This window comes from Betaproteobacteria bacterium (assembly GCA_016194905.1).
Taxonomy (GTDB): Bacteria; Pseudomonadota; Gammaproteobacteria; order Burkholderiales; family JACQAP01; genus JACQAP01.
The window spans coordinates 256,255-272,896 of sequence record JACQAP010000005.1 but is presented as its reverse complement, the minus strand read 5'-3'; the positions used below and the strand labels follow the sequence as shown (position 1 = coordinate 272,896).

The 16,642-nt window shown below is 61.4% G+C and carries 16 protein-coding genes; 9 read left to right on the top strand and 7 right to left on the bottom strand.

What is annotated here, in order from left to right:
* The first annotated feature begins 74 nt into the window (after positions 1-74).
* Positions 75-1,016, top strand: a complete 942-nt coding sequence (locus tag HY067_02520; protein ID MBI3526822.1) for an HD domain-containing protein — start codon at positions 75-77, stop codon at positions 1,014-1,016.
* 2 nt (positions 1,017-1,018) lie between these two features.
* Here HY067_02520 and HY067_02515 read toward each other — a convergent pair whose 3' ends face one another.
* Positions 1,019-2,002: an NAD(P)H-quinone oxidoreductase gene (locus tag HY067_02515; GenBank protein MBI3526821.1), complete on the bottom strand. Its 984-nt coding sequence runs from the start codon at positions 2,000-2,002 to the stop codon at positions 1,019-1,021.
* Positions 2,003-2,159: 157 nt separating this feature from the next.
* On the opposite strand from HY067_02515, the gene HY067_02510 reads away from it, so the two are divergent.
* Genes HY067_02510 through HY067_02500 form a run of 3 tightly spaced genes read left to right on the top strand, consistent with a single transcriptional unit; the run spans position 2,160 to position 4,452 of the window.
* A complete protein-coding gene (locus HY067_02510) occupies positions 2,160-3,170 on the top strand; it encodes an aldo/keto reductase (GenBank protein ID MBI3526820.1) in 1,011 nt (336 codons plus the stop codon).
* Positions 3,171-3,177: 7 nt separating this feature from the next.
* Complete coding sequence (locus tag HY067_02505; GenBank protein ID MBI3526819.1) at positions 3,178-3,936, top strand: 3-oxoacyl-ACP reductase FabG; 759 nt, start codon at positions 3,178-3,180, stop codon at positions 3,934-3,936.
* 3 nt (positions 3,937-3,939) lie between these two features.
* Entirely contained in the window at positions 3,940-4,452 is a 513-nt protein-coding gene (locus HY067_02500; GenBank protein ID MBI3526818.1) for an N-acetyltransferase, read from the top strand.
* 63 nt (positions 4,453-4,515) lie between these two features.
* Here HY067_02500 and HY067_02495 read toward each other — a convergent pair whose 3' ends face one another.
* Genes HY067_02495 through HY067_02480 form a run of 4 tightly spaced genes read right to left on the bottom strand, consistent with a single transcriptional unit; the run spans position 4,516 to position 8,235 of the window.
* Positions 4,516-4,956, bottom strand: a complete 441-nt coding sequence (locus HY067_02495) for an acyl-CoA thioesterase (GenBank protein ID MBI3526817.1) — start codon at positions 4,954-4,956, stop codon at positions 4,516-4,518.
* A 17-nt stretch (positions 4,957-4,973) separates the two neighbouring features.
* Positions 4,974-5,879, bottom strand: a complete 906-nt coding sequence (locus tag HY067_02490) for a DMT family transporter (protein ID MBI3526816.1) — start codon at positions 5,877-5,879, stop codon at positions 4,974-4,976.
* A 45-nt stretch (positions 5,880-5,924) separates the two neighbouring features.
* Positions 5,925-7,211, bottom strand: coding sequence for a phosphopyruvate hydratase (eno, locus tag HY067_02485; GenBank protein MBI3526815.1), 1,287 nt, complete (start codon positions 7,209-7,211; stop codon positions 5,925-5,927).
* A gap of 22 nt (positions 7,212-7,233) precedes the next feature.
* Positions 7,234-8,235: an aminoglycoside phosphotransferase family protein gene (locus HY067_02480; GenBank protein MBI3526814.1), complete on the bottom strand. Its 1,002-nt coding sequence runs from the start codon at positions 8,233-8,235 to the stop codon at positions 7,234-7,236.
* A 175-nt stretch (positions 8,236-8,410) separates the two neighbouring features.
* Here HY067_02480 and HY067_02475 point away from each other — a divergent pair, with 175 nt between their 5' ends.
* A complete protein-coding gene (locus HY067_02475) occupies positions 8,411-9,241 on the top strand; it encodes a ParA family protein (GenBank protein ID MBI3526813.1) in 831 nt (276 codons plus the stop codon).
* On the opposite strand, the gene HY067_02470 is transcribed toward HY067_02475, so the two are convergent.
* On the bottom strand, positions 9,207-9,434 hold the full coding sequence (locus HY067_02470; GenBank protein ID MBI3526812.1) for a hypothetical protein: 228 nt from the start codon (positions 9,432-9,434) through the stop codon (positions 9,207-9,209). The two genes, HY067_02475 and HY067_02470, sit on opposite strands and share 35 nt — an antisense overlap.
* A 38-nt stretch (positions 9,435-9,472) precedes the next feature.
* Entirely contained in the window at positions 9,473-9,997 is a 525-nt protein-coding gene (locus tag HY067_02465; protein MBI3526811.1) for a gamma carbonic anhydrase family protein, read from the bottom strand.
* Between the two features lie 105 nt (positions 9,998-10,102).
* On the opposite strand from HY067_02465, the gene HY067_02460 reads away from it, so the two are divergent.
* From HY067_02460 to HY067_02445, 4 genes are all read left to right on the top strand, one after another.
* A complete protein-coding gene (locus HY067_02460) occupies positions 10,103-11,209 on the top strand; it encodes a class I fructose-bisphosphate aldolase (protein ID MBI3526810.1) in 1,107 nt (368 codons plus the stop codon).
* 607 nt (positions 11,210-11,816) lie between these two features.
* A complete protein-coding gene (locus tag HY067_02455; GenBank protein ID MBI3526809.1) occupies positions 11,817-12,548 on the top strand; it encodes a hypothetical protein in 732 nt (243 codons plus the stop codon).
* Positions 12,549-13,126: 578 nt separating this feature from the next.
* Positions 13,127-15,148 (top strand): caspase family protein, encoded by a 2,022-nt coding sequence (locus HY067_02450; protein MBI3526808.1) that lies wholly within the window; start codon positions 13,127-13,129, stop codon positions 15,146-15,148.
* Positions 15,149-15,185: 37 nt separating this feature from the next.
* Positions 15,186-16,601 (top strand): hypothetical protein, encoded by a 1,416-nt coding sequence (locus tag HY067_02445; GenBank protein ID MBI3526807.1) that lies wholly within the window; start codon positions 15,186-15,188, stop codon positions 16,599-16,601.
* The last annotated feature ends 41 nt before the right edge of the window (positions 16,602-16,642 follow it).

Genomic DNA, 16,642 nt, shown 5'->3' with positions numbered 1-16,642 from the left:
CGGCGGCCGGGAGGGTACCATGACAGGAATATGTCGGCCATAAGCGACAAACCGGCCACAAAGGATATCGATTGATGCCACGTCGGAACGACTACGATGTCACCAACCAAGTCAACACGACTGACCCGGCTTCGGTAAATGGTGAAGTCAATCGCATATTCCTCGAGCTTTATCCGAAGGCGTCCACTCACGTCATTAACCGGTGTTTCCGCGATCTGACGCGCTTGCAGATGGGCGAGTATCCCGGTTATCACGCCTGCGAGACCGATTACCACAACCTGCAGCATTCGCTCGACGTCACGCTGGCGATGGCGCGGTTGATGGACGGCTACGAGCGCACGCAGGATCGTGGCGGTGACCTCGGTGCCAGGCTGTTCCGCTTCGGCATCGTCACAGCGCTGTTTCACGACATCGGCTACCTGCGCAAAGTCAACGACACCCGGCACAAGAACGGAGCGGAATACACCCTGAAGCACGTGACGCGCGGCGCGAAGTTCCTCGAAGACTACATGAACCGCATCGGCATGGCCGAACTTGCGCCGATTGCAACGCATATCATCCATTTCACCGGTTACGAAAAGCCGACTGCCAAGATCGACGTCCCCAACCTGACGTTCCGGCTGATCGGCAATATGCTCGGTACCGCCGACATCATTGCCCAAATGGCCGATCGCTGTTATCTGGAGAAGTGCCGCGATCGCTTGTATCCGGAATTCGTCGAAGGCGGGCTCGCCGCGCGCGACGAAGCCGATCGGCGCACCGGCGTGATGTTCAGGTCCGTCGAGGACTTGATGCAAAAGACGCCGAATTTCTACAAGACCGCAACAGTTCGCCTGAACGATCAGCTTGGCAGCGCGCACGGCTATGTCGACAAGCACTTCGGCGGGCAGAACCTGTACTTCGACGAAATCGACAAGAACATGCAGTACGCCTCTGCCGTTGCCGAGCGGCGCGACCTGTCACTGCTGCGGCGCGAGCCGCCGAAACCCGGCGAAGAAGTTTTCGAAGTGTTCTAGCTTTATTTCCGTACGATCAGCAGAATCTTTCCGACGTGCTCGCTTGATTCCATGAGCGAGTGCGCCGCCGCGGCTTCTTCCAGTCCGAATCTCCGGTAGACCACCGGTCGGATTTTCCCCGACTCCAGCAGCGGCCATACCTTTTCCCGAAGCGCCCGCGCGATGGTTGCCTTGACCTCCACCGGCCGCGGGCGCAGCGTCGAACCCGTGATCGTCAGGCGCCGGCGCAGGATGTCGGTCATGTCCAGCGAAGTCCTGGCTCCGCCAAGGAATGCGATCAGAGACAGCCTCCCGTCATCCGCGAGGCATGCCAGCTCGCGTGGCACGTAATCGCCGCCGACCATGTCCAGAATGACATCGACGCCGCGGCCCCCGGTCAGCTGTTTGATGACCGCGACAAAATCCTCGTTGCGGTAGTTGATTGCGCGGGTCGCGCCGATTTTTTCGCACTGCGCGCATTTTTCCGCCGTCCCCGCGGTCACGAAGACGCGATGCCCGAAAGCGCGCGCCAACTGGATCGCGGTGACGCCGATGCCGCTGGAGCCGCCTTGCACCAGCAGCGTCTCGTCGTTCTTCAGCGCGCCGCGCTGGAAGACATTGACCCAGACGGTGAAGAAAGTTTCGGGCAGGCCGGCGGCTTCTTCCAGCGTCACGCCCTTTGGGACCGGCAGGCATTGCACCGAGGGCGCCGCGACGTACTCGGCGTAGCCGCCACCGGTCACCAGCGCGCAGACTTCGTCGCCGATCTTCCACGCATTCACCTGCGGCCCCAGGCCGACGATGGTGCCCGCGACTTCAAGGCCCGGAATGTCGGATGCTCCAGGCGGTGGTGGATAGCCGCCTTTGCGTTGCAGGACATCCGGGCGGTTCACGCCGGCGGCCGCAACTTCGATCAACACTTCGCCCGCGGCGGGCGAAGGTACCGGGCGTTGGCCGGGGCGCAGAACTTCCGGCCCGCCGGGCGTGGCGATTTCGATTGCTCGCATCTGGGACGGGTTTTGTCTGGGCATGATTGAAGGGATCTCGTCAGTGAATCGCTGGTTTATATCATCTGCACGGCGACGCTCTCAAGTTTGCGCCTGGGCGGGGCTTGCGGCATCATTCGGCGCTCTTTCCAGAAAATAAATTCAGCGGGAGGATTCCATGGAATATCGCAAACTCGGCAACAGCGGACTGAAGGTTTCGCCATTGTGCCTCGGCACCATGATGTTCGGCGATCGTACCGACGCAACGGAAGCCGCCCGCATCATGGGCTCGGCTCTCGACGCCGGCGTCAATTTCATCGATACCGCCGACCAGTACGCGAAAGGCGAATCGGAGCGTATCACCGGCAAACTGATCGCATCCAACCGCGATCATTGGGTGCTCGCCACCAAAGTCGGCAACGCCATGGGCCCGGGTCCGAACCAGGTGGGACTCGGACGCAAATGGATCATGCAGGCGATCGACGCCAGCCTGAAACGACTCGGCGGCGACTATGTCGATATCTACTACCTTCATCGCGACTTCGATGATGCGTCGCTGGAAGAGACGGTTGTCGCCATGGGCGACATCATCCGCTCGGGCAAGGCGCGCTACTTTGGATTGTCCAACTTCCGTGGCTGGCGCATCGCCGAGATCATCCGCCTGTGCCGTGCTATGAACGTGCCGCAACCGATCGTCTGCCAGCCTTACTACAATGCGATGAACCGCCAGCCGGAAGTCGAGATCCTGCCGGCTTGCCGCCACTACGGAATCGGGGTTGTGCCTTACAGTCCGCTCGCGCGCGGCGTGCTCACCGGCAAATACAGGCCGAACGAAACACCGCTCGAAGGAACGCGCGCCGGGCGCGGCGACAAGCGCATGATGGAAACCGAATTCCGCAAGGAATCGCTGGCGATCGCGCAGAAGATCCGGGCCTTTGCCGAAAAGAAGGGCACGAGCGCCGGCCATTTTGCGATCAACTGGGTGCTCAACAACGCGATTGTCACCAGCGTCATCGCCGGCCCGCGCACGCTCGAGCAATGGCAGGATTATCTGAAGGCGCTCGAATTCAAGTTCGAACCCAGGGGCGAAGCGCTCGTGGATTCCCTGGTGTCCGTCGGGCATCCTTCGACGCCGGGGTACAACGATCCGCAATATCCGCTGACCGGACGAGTTCCGCTCATCCGCTGAGGCGAACATGGACCATTCTCCGGTCGCACTCGTCACGGGCGGTTCCCGCGGAATCGGGCGGGCGATCGTCCAACTGCTGGCGTCGCGCGGATTTCGCGTGATGTTCACCTATGCTAGCCGCGAAAGCGACGCCGCGATCGTGCAAGCCGCAGTGAAAGCCGCGGGCGGCGAAGCGAAAATCCTGCGCGCCGATGTGGCGGACGAGCAATCCGCGCAGGCCGTCGTGAAATCCGCGCTCGACGCTTACGGCCGTATCGACGTGCTGGTCAACAATGCGGGAACCCATTTGCCCGGCGTCGCGATCGCCGATACGCCGCCGGAGGAATGGGATCGCGTGCTGCGGGTCAATCTGTACGGCCCATTCCACATGGTGCAGGCAGTGCTGCCGCACATGCGCGCGCGCAAGAGCGGCAATATCGTCAATCTTTCCTCCAACGTCACCAACCGCTTCCCTGCCCAGAACGGCGTGTACACCGTTTCCAAGGTGGGGCTCGAGGCCTTCACGCGCATCCTGTCGAAAGAGGAGGGCCGCAACGGCATCCGCGTGAATGCGATTGGCCCGGGACCGATCCGCACCGACATGCTGGAGGAATCGCTCGTTAAAATCGGCCCGGAGCGCGCCGACGCATTCATCAAATCGGTCCCCCTCGGACGCAAGGGTGAGCCGAAGGAAATCGCCGAAGCCGTGGCCTTCCTGGTTTCCGATGCCGCCAGTTATATGACGGGGCAGATCGTGTTCGTCAACGGCGGCGGACCGGGCGGCTAGCTCATGCCCCTGATCCGGCCGGAACAGTCTCGGGATTTCGATACGGTTCGCGCGCTTCTGCTCGCGTCCTTTGGGCGCGAAGCGGAGGCGCGGTTGGTCGATCGTTTGCGCGCATCCGGCAAAATCGCATCGGCGCTCGTGGCCGAAGAAAGAGAACGCATTCTTGGACACGTCGTATTCTCGAAGATTGTCACGGATGCCGAAGGAGGCGAGGTGAGTGCGCTGGCATTGGCGCCGCTTGCGGTGGTGCCCGCGTTTCAGCGTCTCGGTATCGGCAGCGCGCTCGTCAGTGCCGGACTGGAACGCTGCCGGTCGGCACGGCAGGCGCGCGTGCTGGTGCTTGGCGATCCGGTCTACTACGCGCGGTTCGGATTCGTGCCGGCGGCGCGTTTTGGGCTGAAGTGTCCGTTCCCCGCAGCCGACAATGCTTTCATGGCGATCGAACTCGAACCCGGCGCGTTCGCCAGGGTTTCAGGCACGGTGCGCTACGGTCATGAATTCTTTGATCTGGAATGAAGCTGGCCTGGAATGAAGCTGGTCTGGAATGAAAACGCACGTGTGACGGATTACCTTCCGCAGCTATCGGTTAGCGATGATCTTTTCCAGGGCCGTGCGCATGTCGGCGGGAACCGCGGCTGATCGGCGCGAGGTGCGATCCACGTACACGTGGACGAAATGTCCTTGCGCCGAGGCCGTTTTCTCCTCGTTTCTGAACAATCCGATTTCGTAACGCACGCTGCTGTTGCCGAGCTTGGCGACCCGCAATCCGGCATGCACGACATCCGGAAAGGTGAACGGGGCGAAGTAGTGGCACTGGGTTTCCACCACCAGCCCGATCACCTTGCTTTTTTCGATATCCAGCACGCGCTGCTCGATCAGATACTGGTTTACCACCGTGTCGAAATAACTGTAGTAGACGACGTTGTTCACATGACCGTATACGTCGTTGTCCATCCAGCGGGTCGCAATCGTCTGGAAGTGACGGTAGGCGTCGCGCGGATCGGGTGCGGGTCGAGTCATGTCAGTCCCTGAAAAAATCAATGCGAGCCCGCCTGATCGGCGGCATCGCTTAATCGTCGCATCTGTTTCCAGTTCACCGCGAGCAGTCCGGCCGCGACGACGACCAGCATGCCGAACAGAGTCATGGACTCCGGAAAATCGCCGAACGCCAGGTAGGCCAAGAGCGTCGACCAGATCAATTGTGAATAGACGAACGGCGCCAATGTCGACGGCGATGTGTGCTCCATGGCGCGGATCAACAACAGATGACCGAAGCCGCCGAGCAGGCCGATGCAAACGATGAAGCCCGCTTGACTCAAAGTCGGCGTGATCCAATGCAGCGGCGCCGCAATACTGGTGATCGCACCGCCGACGATGGCGGTATAGAACAGCGTGGTATAGGGGTGCTCGCGTCCCGACAGCTTGCGGGTCACGATCTGGTAGACGCTGAACAGGATTGCGGTCGCCAGCGGAAACACCGCGGCGAGCGAGAGCACGCCGCCGCCCGGTCGCATGATGATCAGCACACCGACGAAGCCCAGCGTGACCGCGAACCATTGGCGGCGAGTCACCTTGTCGCCCAGCATGGGTCCCGACAGCAGGGCCGTGAGCACCGGGCCCACGAAGCTGATGGCCGCCGCCTCCGCAAGCGGCAGATAGCGAAGCGCGAAGTAAAAGAAAGTGGTACTCCCCACCAGCAACACGCCGCGCAGGATCTGCAGCCATGGGTGTGAGGTGCGAAATAGTTTGATGCCCATGCGCGGCCACAGCAGTGCCAGCATCACCACGACGTGAACCATGTAGCGCGCCCACATCAGAGCGGACATCGGGTAAGACTTGAGCATGTACTTGGCGAGCGTGTCCATCGCCGAGAACATGAACACCGCCGACATGGTTAACACGATGCCGCGCAATGTTCGGCGGTGGTGGGAGTCAGTGTTCATGTTCGCTTGCGGTCAAAACGCTCACCGCGGCTGGCGCGTCATTTCTTATTTCTGCCCCGGAAGAACGGTCCGCCCGGCGAAGGCGACCTCGGCGCCGAGCGCTTCCTCGATGCGCAACGCCTCATTCCATTTGGCCATGCGTTCCGAGCGTGCGAAGGAGCCGACCTTGAGTTGACCCGTATCCCAGCCCGCGGCGAGATGCACGATGGTGACGTCCTCGGTTTCGCCCGAACGCGCGGAGACGATGGTCCCCCAGCCGGCGCGCTTTCCGGCGTCCAGCGCGGCCTTGGTTTCGGTCACGGTGCCGGCCTGGTTGGGCTTGATGAGAACGGCATTGCAGGCGCCGGAAGCAGCCGCATCCTTCACGCGCGCGGCATTGGTCACCAGAAAATCGTCACCGATGATCTGTACTTTCTTTCCGGCGGCCGCCGTGAATTTCTTCATGCCTTCAGCGTCGTCTTCGGCCAGCGGGTCTTCGATCGACACGATCGGATAGCGGTCCAGCCAGCCGAGCAGCAATTCGCACAAGCCGTCGCTGTCGAGTTCGCGGCTTTCCAGACCAAGGCGATAACGACCACTGCGGCCGAACTCCGACGCGGCGATGTCGAGCGAGATGCCGACCTCTTCGCCGGGACGATAGCCCGCGCGTTCGATCGCGCGCATCAACATGGTGAGCGCTTCTTCGTTCGAATCGAACGCCGGCCAGAATCCACCTTCGTCGGCGACGCCTTGCAGCTTGCCTGCTTCTCTCATCAACTCACCCGCGGCGCGATAGATCTCGGCGGTGATGGCAGCCGCGTCGCCGAAGCTGCGCGCACCCAGCGCCATCACCATGAAGTCCTGGATGTCGACGCGCCGTCCCGCGTGTGCGCCGCCGCCGAAAATCTGAATTTCGGGCAGGGGCATGCGAATCCTTTTGCCCTGCGCCAGATAGGCGTACAGAGGCATCCGATGCGCGCCCGCTGCTGCGTGCAGGACGGCCATCGACGTGGCGATCATGGCGTTGCCGCCGAGTCTGGATTTGTTCGGCGTGCCGTCGCACGCGATCAACTCGTCGTCGATTTCGGCCTGGCGCAAGGCATTGCGTCCCAGCAGCACGCGGGAGATCTCGTTGTTGACGTGCGCCACTGCTTTCGACACCCCCATGCCGCCGAACGCCGGTCCGCCGTCGCGCAGATCCACGGCTTCGTTCGATCCGCGTGACGCGCCCGCCGGCGCGATGGCCCGGCCGAGCGCACCGCCGGCGACATGGACCTCGACTTCGACCGTGGGCCGGCCCCGCGAATCCCACACGCGGCGGCCGTGAACTTTGGTAATGGTGGTGTCGGTCATGAAACGTTCGCTTCCGTCGCTGTCATTTTTGGGAGAGCTCGCGCTGCCAGGCGGCGCGCACGCCGGCAAGGCGGTCCACCGGATGGAGCAGCAGCGCGCGCGCGACGCGACGCACCTGATCGCGCTCTGCGTCGGTCGTGATGTATTCCACCGGCGACTTGCCGTCGACGCGGCCCAGAAACAGCCCAGGCAGCAGATGCGCGGTGCGCGCCTCGATGTCGGCGCGGGCTTCCCAGGCGACGTTCGCAAGATAGCTCTCGGCGAGTACGTCGAAGCACTCGAGGTAGCGTGTCTGCCACTGGGGCCGCCACACGCATTTCAGCAGCAGATGATTCAGGCAAAACGCGAGATCGAATGCCGGATCGCCGTACCACGCGCATTCGGCGTCGAGGAACACCGGTCCGTCCGGCCCCGACAGAATATTCTTCGGGCTGACGTCCCCGTGCACCAGCGCTTTTTTGGTCGCACCGGTGACGCGCACCAGGCTTTCCAGGCGGTCGGCGCAATCGGGATGTTTCTTCGCGGTGGCGGAAAGATAAGGCTCGAGCCTGATCGGAAAGAAGATGTGATCCGTCGGGAATTTCCTTGCGATATCGATGTTGCCCGCCGTGCGGCCGTGGATCGCCGCAAGGCGGCGGCCGACTTCACGGGCGGTGTCGATCGAAATTTCGCCGTCGCGCAACTGGTTCTTCCAGACGCGGTAGCGGTCCCCGTCGAGAAATTCCATGGCGAACATGCCGGTGTCGCGATCCTCGCCGAGCACCTTCGGTACCGCCTGCGGATCGATGCCCGCCGCGACTCGCATCCATTCGATCTCGTACTGGTTGCGCTCGATCGGTGCCTGCCAGTCCGCCTGGACTTTCAACTTGGGCAGAGCGCGCTTGACGCAGATCGGGCCGCTCGCGAGGTCCACGCGCACGATGTCTGATGACACGCCGCCCGTGAGCGGTGAAATGGCGGGACATTCGCCGGGCTGAAGCAACCCCATGCGTCCGAGCGCAGTGAGGAAGGGATCGTTGCTCATTGTTATCTTGAAGAACGCCGCACTCGGCAGATGCCGCAATGATGGCGCATCACCTGGTGCGGAAAGCGAGGCGGGAACTTTATCACAGTTGAAATACTCTCAAATTGGATTGACAAGCGGCTGATTTTATTAGTATTGTACTTCCCCTTCCCGGGAGGTCGGGGGCGGGTGGTCAATGGCCAAAATCGCGGTTTTCAATCAGAAGGGCGGGGTCGGCAAGACCACGACTTCACTCAACCTCACGGCGGCGCTCGCGCGGCGGGGGTATAACCCGTTGTCGATCGATCTCGATCCGCAGGCCCATCTTTCCTATATATGTAACAGTACCGTCGGCAATGCCGACGATTCGATGTTCGGCTTCTATGAAAGCACCAAGGCCCTGACGCAGTTGATCCGCCCCGCGGCCGGCGGCTGGCTGGTGATCCCCGCGCACGTGGAGTTGTCGAAGGTCGATACGCAATTCGGCAAAGGCCCGAACATCCTCAACCGGCTCAACGTCGGCATCGTCAAGGAAAACCTCAATACCGGCCGGCCGATCGTGCTGGACTGCTGCCCGATGCTGGGGGTGCTCAGTCTGAGCGCGATTTTCGCGTCGGATCGCGTGCTGATCCCGGTCTCCACCGACTATCTGGCAGTGCATAGCGTGTTCCAGGTCGAGAAGACATTGAAGGCGCTGGAGCATGTGCTGAGAAAACGGGTGGTGCGGCGCTACGTGATGACGCGCTTCGACAGCCGCCGCAAGATGTCGCACCAGATCTACAACGAGCTCAAGGCGCGGCTGGGCGACGAAGTCTGCAACACCCGGATCACGGAGAATGTCAGCATCGCCGAGAGCCCCGCGTCAAAGAAGGATGTCTTCGCGCATGCGCCCGACAGCCGCGGCGCACTGGATTACGAGGCGCTGCTGGAAGAGCTGGTGAATGTCGGTTTTATCGAGCGGCGCGAGCCCGAAGTGGTCACGGAATCCCCCGTCACGGCTTTTCTTCGTCCGGCTGTCTCGATATAAGCGAGATGATGCCTTCGAGGTCGCTGCCTTCTTCCCGAACCGGTGCGGCGATCTGTCTGCACTCTATGATTTCGCAATGCATGTACATCTGCGTGATCTTGCGCTCGGCCTCGGCCTGGTCGCGGGCATGAACAACGAGGTTGTCCACCGGCAAGCCGCTGCGCGTGCGGATCTTGAATCCGAACTTGATCATATGCTGTGGCAGGGTTGGAGCGGGCGCGGACACGGCGGTCAACCCGGCTGAACCTTCAAATCCAGCCGGTAGCGCTGGAAGTTCTTCACGTAATGCAGGGCGTTTTCCTGCAGTTGCTCCACTTCCTCGTCGGTCAGTTGCCTCACGACCTTTCCCGGTGAGCCCACCACCAGCGAGCGGTCCGGAATCTCCTTGCCTTCGGTGATCAGCGCATGCGCGCCGATCAGGCAGTGCTTGCCTATCTTCGCGTGGTTCAGGATCGTCGACTTGATGCCGATCATGCTGCCCTCGCCGATGGTGCAGCCGTGCAGCATCACCTGATGGCCGATGGTCACGTTCCTGCCGATGGTCAGCCGCACGCCTGCGTCGGTATGTAGCACGCTGCCATCCTGCACGTTCGATCCGTCGCCGAGGGTGATCAGGTCGTTGTCCCCGCGCACCACGCTGTTGAACCAGACGCTGGCATTGTGCTCCAGCACCACGGAGCCGATGATCGTCGCGTTGTCCGCAACCCAGTAATCGCCGCGGGTAATGACTTTCCTGTCACCGAGGGAATAAATCATGCTTTCGTCGTTTGGCAGTCCGGATCGGTTCATTATAAGGGACGCTTACACGCCCCTACCCGAGCTGGGAGATAATACCGCCAACAGTGTTCAGGAGATCACATCATGTCAGCCGTCACCGCCGTCAAAACCACAGGGGAAAATGTTGTCGAAACCGATATCTTCAAACTGCTCGGCGCCGACGCCGACAAGCTGCTGAGCCACGTCTGCAAGGGCATTCCCAAGGAAACCGTGCACCTGCCTGGGCCCGATTTCATCGAGCGCGTCTTCACCCCGTCGGACCGCACCCCGCCGGTGATTCGCAGCCTCCAGCAGATGTTCGACCATGGCCGCCTGGGCGGCACCGGCTACCTGTCCATCCTGCCCGTGGACCAGGGCATCGAGCACTCTGCCGGTGCATCGTTTGCCAAGAACCCGGCCTATTTCGACCCCGAGAACATCGTCAAGCTCGCCATCGAGGGCGGCTGCAACGCGGTGGCCTCGACGCTCGGCGTGCTCGGTTCCTGCTCGCGCAAGTACGCGCACCGGATTCCGTTCCTGCTCAAGGTTAACCACAACGAATTCCTGACCTATCCCAACAAATACGACCAGATCCTGTTCGGCAGCATCAAGCAGGCGCGCGACATGGGGGCGGTCGCGGTTGGCGCCACCATCTATTTCGGCTCGCCGGAGTCCGCCCGCCAGATCGTCGAAGTCGCGAAGGCCTTCGAGCTCGCTCATGAAATGGGACTCGCGACCGTGCTCTGGTGTTATCTGCGCAACCCGGCGTTCAAGAGCGACAAGGACTACCACGTCTCCGCCGACCTGACCGGCCAGGCCAATCACCTCGGCGTCACCATCCAGGCGGACATCATCAAGCAGAAGCTTCCCGAAAATAACGGCGGCTACAACGCCATCAGCAGCAAGGAAAACCCGTACGGCAAGGTCGACAAGCGCATGTACACCGAACTCGCCACCGATCATCCGATCGACCTCACGCGCTACCAAGTCGCCAACTGCTACATGGGCCGCGCGGGACTGATCAACTCCGGCGGCGCGTCGGGCGAGAACGATTTGGCCGAAGCCGTGCGCACCGCGGTCATCAACAAGCGCGCCGGCGGCATGGGCTTGATCTCCGGTCGCAAGGCCTTCCAGCGGCCGATGAAGGAGGGTGTCGCGATCCTCAACGCGATCCAGGACGTTTATCTTTCCAGGCAGATCACCATCGCCTGAGAGAAAAAGAGGCAAATGAAAACGGCGGCCGACGGGCCGCCGTTTGTTTTTCTGAATCTTCCGAAGTACGAAGCCGGATTCGTGCTGGTCCTTTATCGCATTCGCCGTTCACTCTTAGCTGTTCCCTGTTCCCTGTTCACCGTTCACTGTTAGCTGATCACCGTCGGCGGTTTACCCGCCTCCCGGTTCCGGGAGAGTTTCCGCCAAGTCTGCGTTCGTTGCGCATCACATTCTCCCGACGCGCTGTCCGTTTCCGTCCTACACGGCGCGAGTAATACGGCGCTCGATTCCGAGCTTCCAGGAAATTTTTTTGAATAAGCTTATGACATTCGGCTCCAACCGAACGGACGGCGCGTCGTCCAAAGGTGTGACGACGCTCCGCAACAATCATTTCAATTGAGTCAGTTAAGACGAGGGTCGATGCGCCTTTCGCACGTCTCTATCACGTACCTGCTTCTCCAAATCTATCAATTGTCAGAATTGACAAATTTTCCAGATGCCGTAAAAAGCATGATGTGTAGAAGACGTTGGTCAAGGCGCAAGCACAGGCGCTTGTCATAAAAAATAAACAGAACATGACGCTAAGAAAAAGAAAAGGAATCGGGGATTGGGTCCGCAAGTGGTGCAGTTGCTTCCCGCCGAACAGGGGAGACGGGCGCGAAGCGATGCGTTTGACCATGAGACGCTGGTATGGGTGCTGTCCGTGCTCAGCCAGTACTTTCGACTTCCTTTTGACGAGAAGCTGGTAACCGGGCAGCTTTCGCCCCCCTACGATTTCGAGTCAGTCGCGCGCGCAGCCGGATCGCTCGGCTTGCGCGCGGGCTGGAAGGCGCCGCCGGTTTCAAGGCTGAAGAAACTTTCAGCGCCATTTGTCGTGCTGCTAGCTCCGGTTATAAGCGAGCCGCATCAACAGGGGCTCGGCGTCGACCGCCAAAGTCTTCCCTCCCTAGACCCGGAGGCGCCGGTCCCGCGGCTCGCCTTTGTATTGCGCCTCGAAGAAGACCGCGTCGCCTTCTTCGAACAAGGCACGGCCGGTCACACCATCCTGCCGCTTGCCGAGTTCGAGTTGCGTTACGCGGGCAGGGTCCTGCAGGCGGCGCCCAAAAATGAACCTCTGGCGGATCCGGATGCGAAATCCGCTGCGGGCACCCATTTCGGATTCGGCTGGTTCATCCCCGAACTTCTCAAGCACCGCAAGGTATTCCGCGACGTCCTCATGGCGTCGCTTGCCATCCAGCTCATGGCGCTGGCCACGCCGTTGTTCACCAAGGTCGTGATCGAAAACACGCAAGATTCATCGCGTGTTTCAGTGAAGGTTAATCTGGCCGCATCAGGTTAAGCGCAGCGGCCGGAGCTACAAGGTCGTCGTTGCTTAGGTTCAACGCTGCTCGCTCGTAGTCGTTGAAGTCGCCCCTAAAGCTCCTGAGCGCACTCTCGATCTTTTCCTTCCGTTGCTTATCCGTGAGGGGTTTAGCCATAGTTAAAGAAAGGCAGGGGGCGTGGAGAATAGAAAATAGTAGTAGCTCAGGGGGGATTCGACAATCCTTAGAGGGCACGCAACTTTACGGTCATATCCCCAGACTCATTAGCCTGGCTCTCTCTGAGAGACCTTCCTGCAGAATTGTCGACTGCAGGATGCTGGCGTAATATCGTAGCGACCGAAAAAACTCGACCGTTCCCGTTGCATGTATCTTCCTACGCCTCCGACACAATACCGTCTGCCGCACAATTCAAACGGTAGACCCCGTTCCCCTCCACCGTTCCCCTTTGCTCAGGAAGGGGAAAGGGGGGGGCACGCTCGATTTATGATTAGTTGAGCCTGGCGCCCTAAGACGCTCCCTTGTAATTCGACATCGTCATGGGCATTATCAACAATGAAGACCCTCGTGGTACACAACACACTCTGGGCGGCCCTTCATGGCAGACGATGACGAGCTCAGCCGGTCCGACCTGCTCTCCCTGGTCGAGAACGCCCGTGAGCTGAGTTCCGAGATCGACTACGGCGATCTGGTCGCGGCGATCCTAACCCGAGCGGGAAACCTGACCAGCTCGGAGTCCGGCTCCGTCATACTCCATGACGCCGAGCGCGATGGCATGTATTTCGCCGCCGCAACCGGTCCCAAGGCGCAGGACGTGCTCACGCAATTCGGCGAATTCGGCCCTGACCGTGTCCCGATGGGTTCCATTGCGGGCCGCGTGTACAAGACCGGCGAATCGCTGATCGAGCGCTCCGTGGTGAGGGGGACGGACCATTTCAAAGGCGTCGATCAGCAGACCAATTACAGCACCAAATCGATGATCTGCGTGCCGCTTGCCATCGAGTCACTTCGGAGCGGCGTCGTCCAGCTTCTAAACAAGGCGTCGGGCGACTACACCTCGCGCGACTTGCGCCTACTGGAGCATTTCGCCGGCCACGCTGCCATCGCGATTCGCAATGCGCGCCACATTCGCGATCTGCTCGCGCACAAGGGCCTATTTACGTCCGCAGCCCACAGGCGCAAGACCGGCGATCTGCTTGGCGAGCTCGCCGCCCCGGCGCATCACGAGCGCATGACGGTGATGTTCGCCGACATGCGGGGATTCAGCCGGTTGAGTCAGACGCTCGGTGATCCGAAGGAAATAGCGGGGCACTTGAACGAGTTCCTGACGTTGCTGGCGGCGCAGGTAGTCAAATTCGACGGGTTCGTCAACAAGTTCCTCGGCGACGGGGTATTGGCGCTGTTCCGCGGCAAGACCGGCACGGAGGAGCGGTCGCTGCGCTGCGCCTTCAGCATCATCGCGGGGTTCGTGGACCTGCGCAACCAGTGGAACCGCAAACGCAACGAGGATCTGGGCTTTCTCGACATTGGCTTTGGAATCGCGACCGGCGACGTGATCATCGGGTCCATTGGCGGAGGGCAGATCAAGGACTTCACAGCGCTCGGCAATGTGGTGAACCTGGCCGCGGCGTTCGAGCAGGACGCGCGCGGCGGTAAACGGATCCTGGTCGACCAGAACACGTACTACGTGGCACGCGACATTGTCGCCGAAGTCGACGATCCGCAGACGTACGACATGCGCAAGTCCGATCAGCCGATGGGCGTCGTATACAAGCGCTATCACGTGCGCCGATTGCGGCCGGCTGCAGGCGAGGCCGTCGTCACCGTGAAGAGCCGGAAGACGCATCCCGACGTTGCCAAGGGCTTGGGCGCCTACTACCAGAATTCATGGGCGATCGTGGTCGGCGTCGACACCTACCAATCGCCATCCGTGGCCCGGTTGAGCTATGCGGTCGCCGACGCCGAGGCGGTGGCGGAAGCCCTCCCCAGAGCGGGTTTTCCCGCGGAGCGCATCGAACTCCTCGTCAACGAAAAGGCGACCAAAGATGGGATCTTGCGCTCGATCCTCGGCAAGGTCGAGACCACGCAACGAGAGGACCGGCTGCTGGTATTCTTCGCGCTGCACGGCCAGGTCCTGAAGCACCGCAAAGGAGAGGAAGGTTACCTTCTGCCCTATGACGCGGATCCGGCCAATCTTCCGCTGAGCTCCCTGCCGATGGTGGATTTCGTGCGTCACGGAAAGAGCCTGCCGGCCAAGCACATCCTGTTCGTGCTCGACAGCTGTTTCTCCGGTTATGCGGCGAAGCGCGACGCCGCCCCGTCCGGTGTGGAGATGGACCTGACCGGGCTGACCCAGGAACCAGTGGTGCAACTCCTCACCGCAGGCACAGGGAACCAGAAAGCGGTCGAGGATGGCGGCCACGGCATTTTCACGCGAAGTTTCCTGAAAGGCCTCGAGGGCTTCGCGGACCCCGACGGCGCCGGGTTAACTGCGCTCAAGCTCGCGGATTACATCCTGAAGCGCGTGCTGGCGGAATCCGACAACCGGCAGACGCCTCAATACGCCAAGCTCGACGGCGAGGGCGAGTTCCTGTTTCTTCCGCCGCGAGCGCAAGCGTAAGCGCGCGATCTCCATTCACGCTGGCGCGGCTGTCCCGATGATCCGAAAGCCGATGCCCGATGTGCTGGTGGTGATACCCGGGATCCTCGGCAGCGAATTGAAGCGGCAGGGCCGTGACGCGTGGGGATTTTCTGCCGGCGCGGGATTGCACGCCTTGACCACGCTCGGTGACAGCATCGGCGCGCTCCGTCTCACCGCGGATTCGTCCGACCCAGAACAGCGCGTCGACGATGTCGAAGCCACACGCATCCTGCCCGATCTCCACCTGATCCCGTATCTGTGGAAGATCGACGGGTACTCGAGCTTGACCGAGTCGCTCCGTCGCACCTTCGATGTCGAGCACGGTGTCAACTACTTCGAGTTCCCGTACGATTGGCGGCGTGATAACCGCGTCGCGGCGAAGCAGCTCCAGCGCGTGAGCCGGGAGTGGCTCCGACGCTGGCGCGAATCTTCCGGTAACAACGGGGCGAAGCTCATCATCGTTGCGCATTCGATGGGCGGGCTCGTTGCCCGCTACTTCCTCGAAGCGCTTGAGGGCTGGCCGGATGCAAAGGCGCTCGTCACCTTCGGCACGCCCTTTCGCGGCTCGGTCAATGCGCTGCGCACGCTGGTCGAGGGCATCCGCAAGGGACCTTTCGGCATTGTCGATCTGTCGGCGTTTGTGCGCTCGCTCCCCTCAGTCTATCAATTGCTGCCCACCTATCCCTGTCTGCAGACAGTCGACGGTCAACTCGTACATCTGAGCGATGGCCCCGCGATCGCCCATGTCGAAGCCGGGAAGGTGCTCGGCGCCCGCGATTTCCACGCCGAAATCCGACAGGCCATCGATCGTCATCTCGACGACGACATCTATCGCCGTGGGCGTTATCGCGTAATTCCGGTGGTCGGGACGCATCAGGAAACGCTCCAATCGGCGCGCATGACCGGTGGCGAAAACATCGAGTTCGCCAGCGAGCATGCGGGGCACGACCTCGGAGGCGACGGCACGGTGCCGCGAATCTCCGCTACGCCGGTCGAGCTATCCAATGCGGGCCGCGAGGCCTATGTCTCGACCTGCCATGCCTCGTTGCAGAACGCCTCCGCCGTCCAGCACCACGTGTGCGATGCGATCACGGCGCTCGATCTCGATCTGTCGTCGTGGCAATACCGGGCGATATCGGCTGGCCCGGTCAAGGTCGCACTGCACCTGGAGGATGCATACTGGAATGACGAGTCGGTGTCGTTACGTGTTCTGGCCGACTCCGCGGCTTCGCCGGCGCTTTATGCGACGGTCGTCGAGGCCGATTCTGGCGCCGAAGTGGCACGTATCGCATTTCCGCCGAGTAAGGAAGGATGGCTGCGCGCCGAGGTACCCCCGTTGCCCGCCGGCGTGTATCGCTGCACCGTCGAAGGCGAGGCAGGAGTCAGTCCAGTGGCGGACGTCTTTTCGGTGTACGACAGGGGGCACCGCTAAAAAGCTGGTTCACCATCCGCAAAGTGATAGGGGAACCAACG

What these genes read in the sequence shown, in the direction of transcription:
- HY067_02520 (MBI3526822.1), top strand. Translation starts at nt 75, where the DNA reads ATGCCACGTCGGAACGACTACGATGTCACCAACCAAGTCAACACGACT.
- HY067_02515 (MBI3526821.1), bottom strand. Translation starts at nt 2,002, where the DNA reads ATGCGAGCAATCGAAATCGCCACGCCCGGCGGGCCGGAAGTTCTGCGC.
- HY067_02510 (MBI3526820.1), top strand. Translation starts at nt 2,160, where the DNA reads ATGGAATATCGCAAACTCGGCAACAGCGGACTGAAGGTTTCGCCATTG.
- HY067_02505 (MBI3526819.1), top strand. Translation starts at nt 3,178, where the DNA reads ATGGACCATTCTCCGGTCGCACTCGTCACGGGCGGTTCCCGCGGAATC.
- HY067_02500 (MBI3526818.1), top strand. Translation starts at nt 3,940, where the DNA reads ATGCCCCTGATCCGGCCGGAACAGTCTCGGGATTTCGATACGGTTCGC.
- HY067_02495 (MBI3526817.1), bottom strand. Translation starts at nt 4,956, where the DNA reads ATGACTCGACCCGCACCCGATCCGCGCGACGCCTACCGTCACTTCCAG.
- HY067_02490 (MBI3526816.1), bottom strand. Translation starts at nt 5,879, where the DNA reads ATGAACACTGACTCCCACCACCGCCGAACATTGCGCGGCATCGTGTTA.
- eno (MBI3526815.1), bottom strand. Translation starts at nt 7,211, where the DNA reads ATGACCGACACCACCATTACCAAAGTTCACGGCCGCCGCGTGTGGGAT.
- HY067_02480 (MBI3526814.1), bottom strand. Translation starts at nt 8,235, where the DNA reads ATGAGCAACGATCCCTTCCTCACTGCGCTCGGACGCATGGGGTTGCTT.
- HY067_02475 (MBI3526813.1), top strand. Translation starts at nt 8,411, where the DNA reads ATGGCCAAAATCGCGGTTTTCAATCAGAAGGGCGGGGTCGGCAAGACC.
- HY067_02470 (MBI3526812.1), bottom strand. Translation starts at nt 9,434, where the DNA reads ATGATCAAGTTCGGATTCAAGATCCGCACGCGCAGCGGCTTGCCGGTG.
- HY067_02465 (MBI3526811.1), bottom strand. Translation starts at nt 9,997, where the DNA reads ATGATTTATTCCCTCGGTGACAGGAAAGTCATTACCCGCGGCGATTAC.
- HY067_02460 (MBI3526810.1), top strand. Translation starts at nt 10,103, where the DNA reads ATGTCAGCCGTCACCGCCGTCAAAACCACAGGGGAAAATGTTGTCGAA.
- HY067_02450 (MBI3526808.1), top strand. Translation starts at nt 13,127, where the DNA reads ATGGCAGACGATGACGAGCTCAGCCGGTCCGACCTGCTCTCCCTGGTC.
- HY067_02445 (MBI3526807.1), top strand. Translation starts at nt 15,186, where the DNA reads ATGATCCGAAAGCCGATGCCCGATGTGCTGGTGGTGATACCCGGGATC.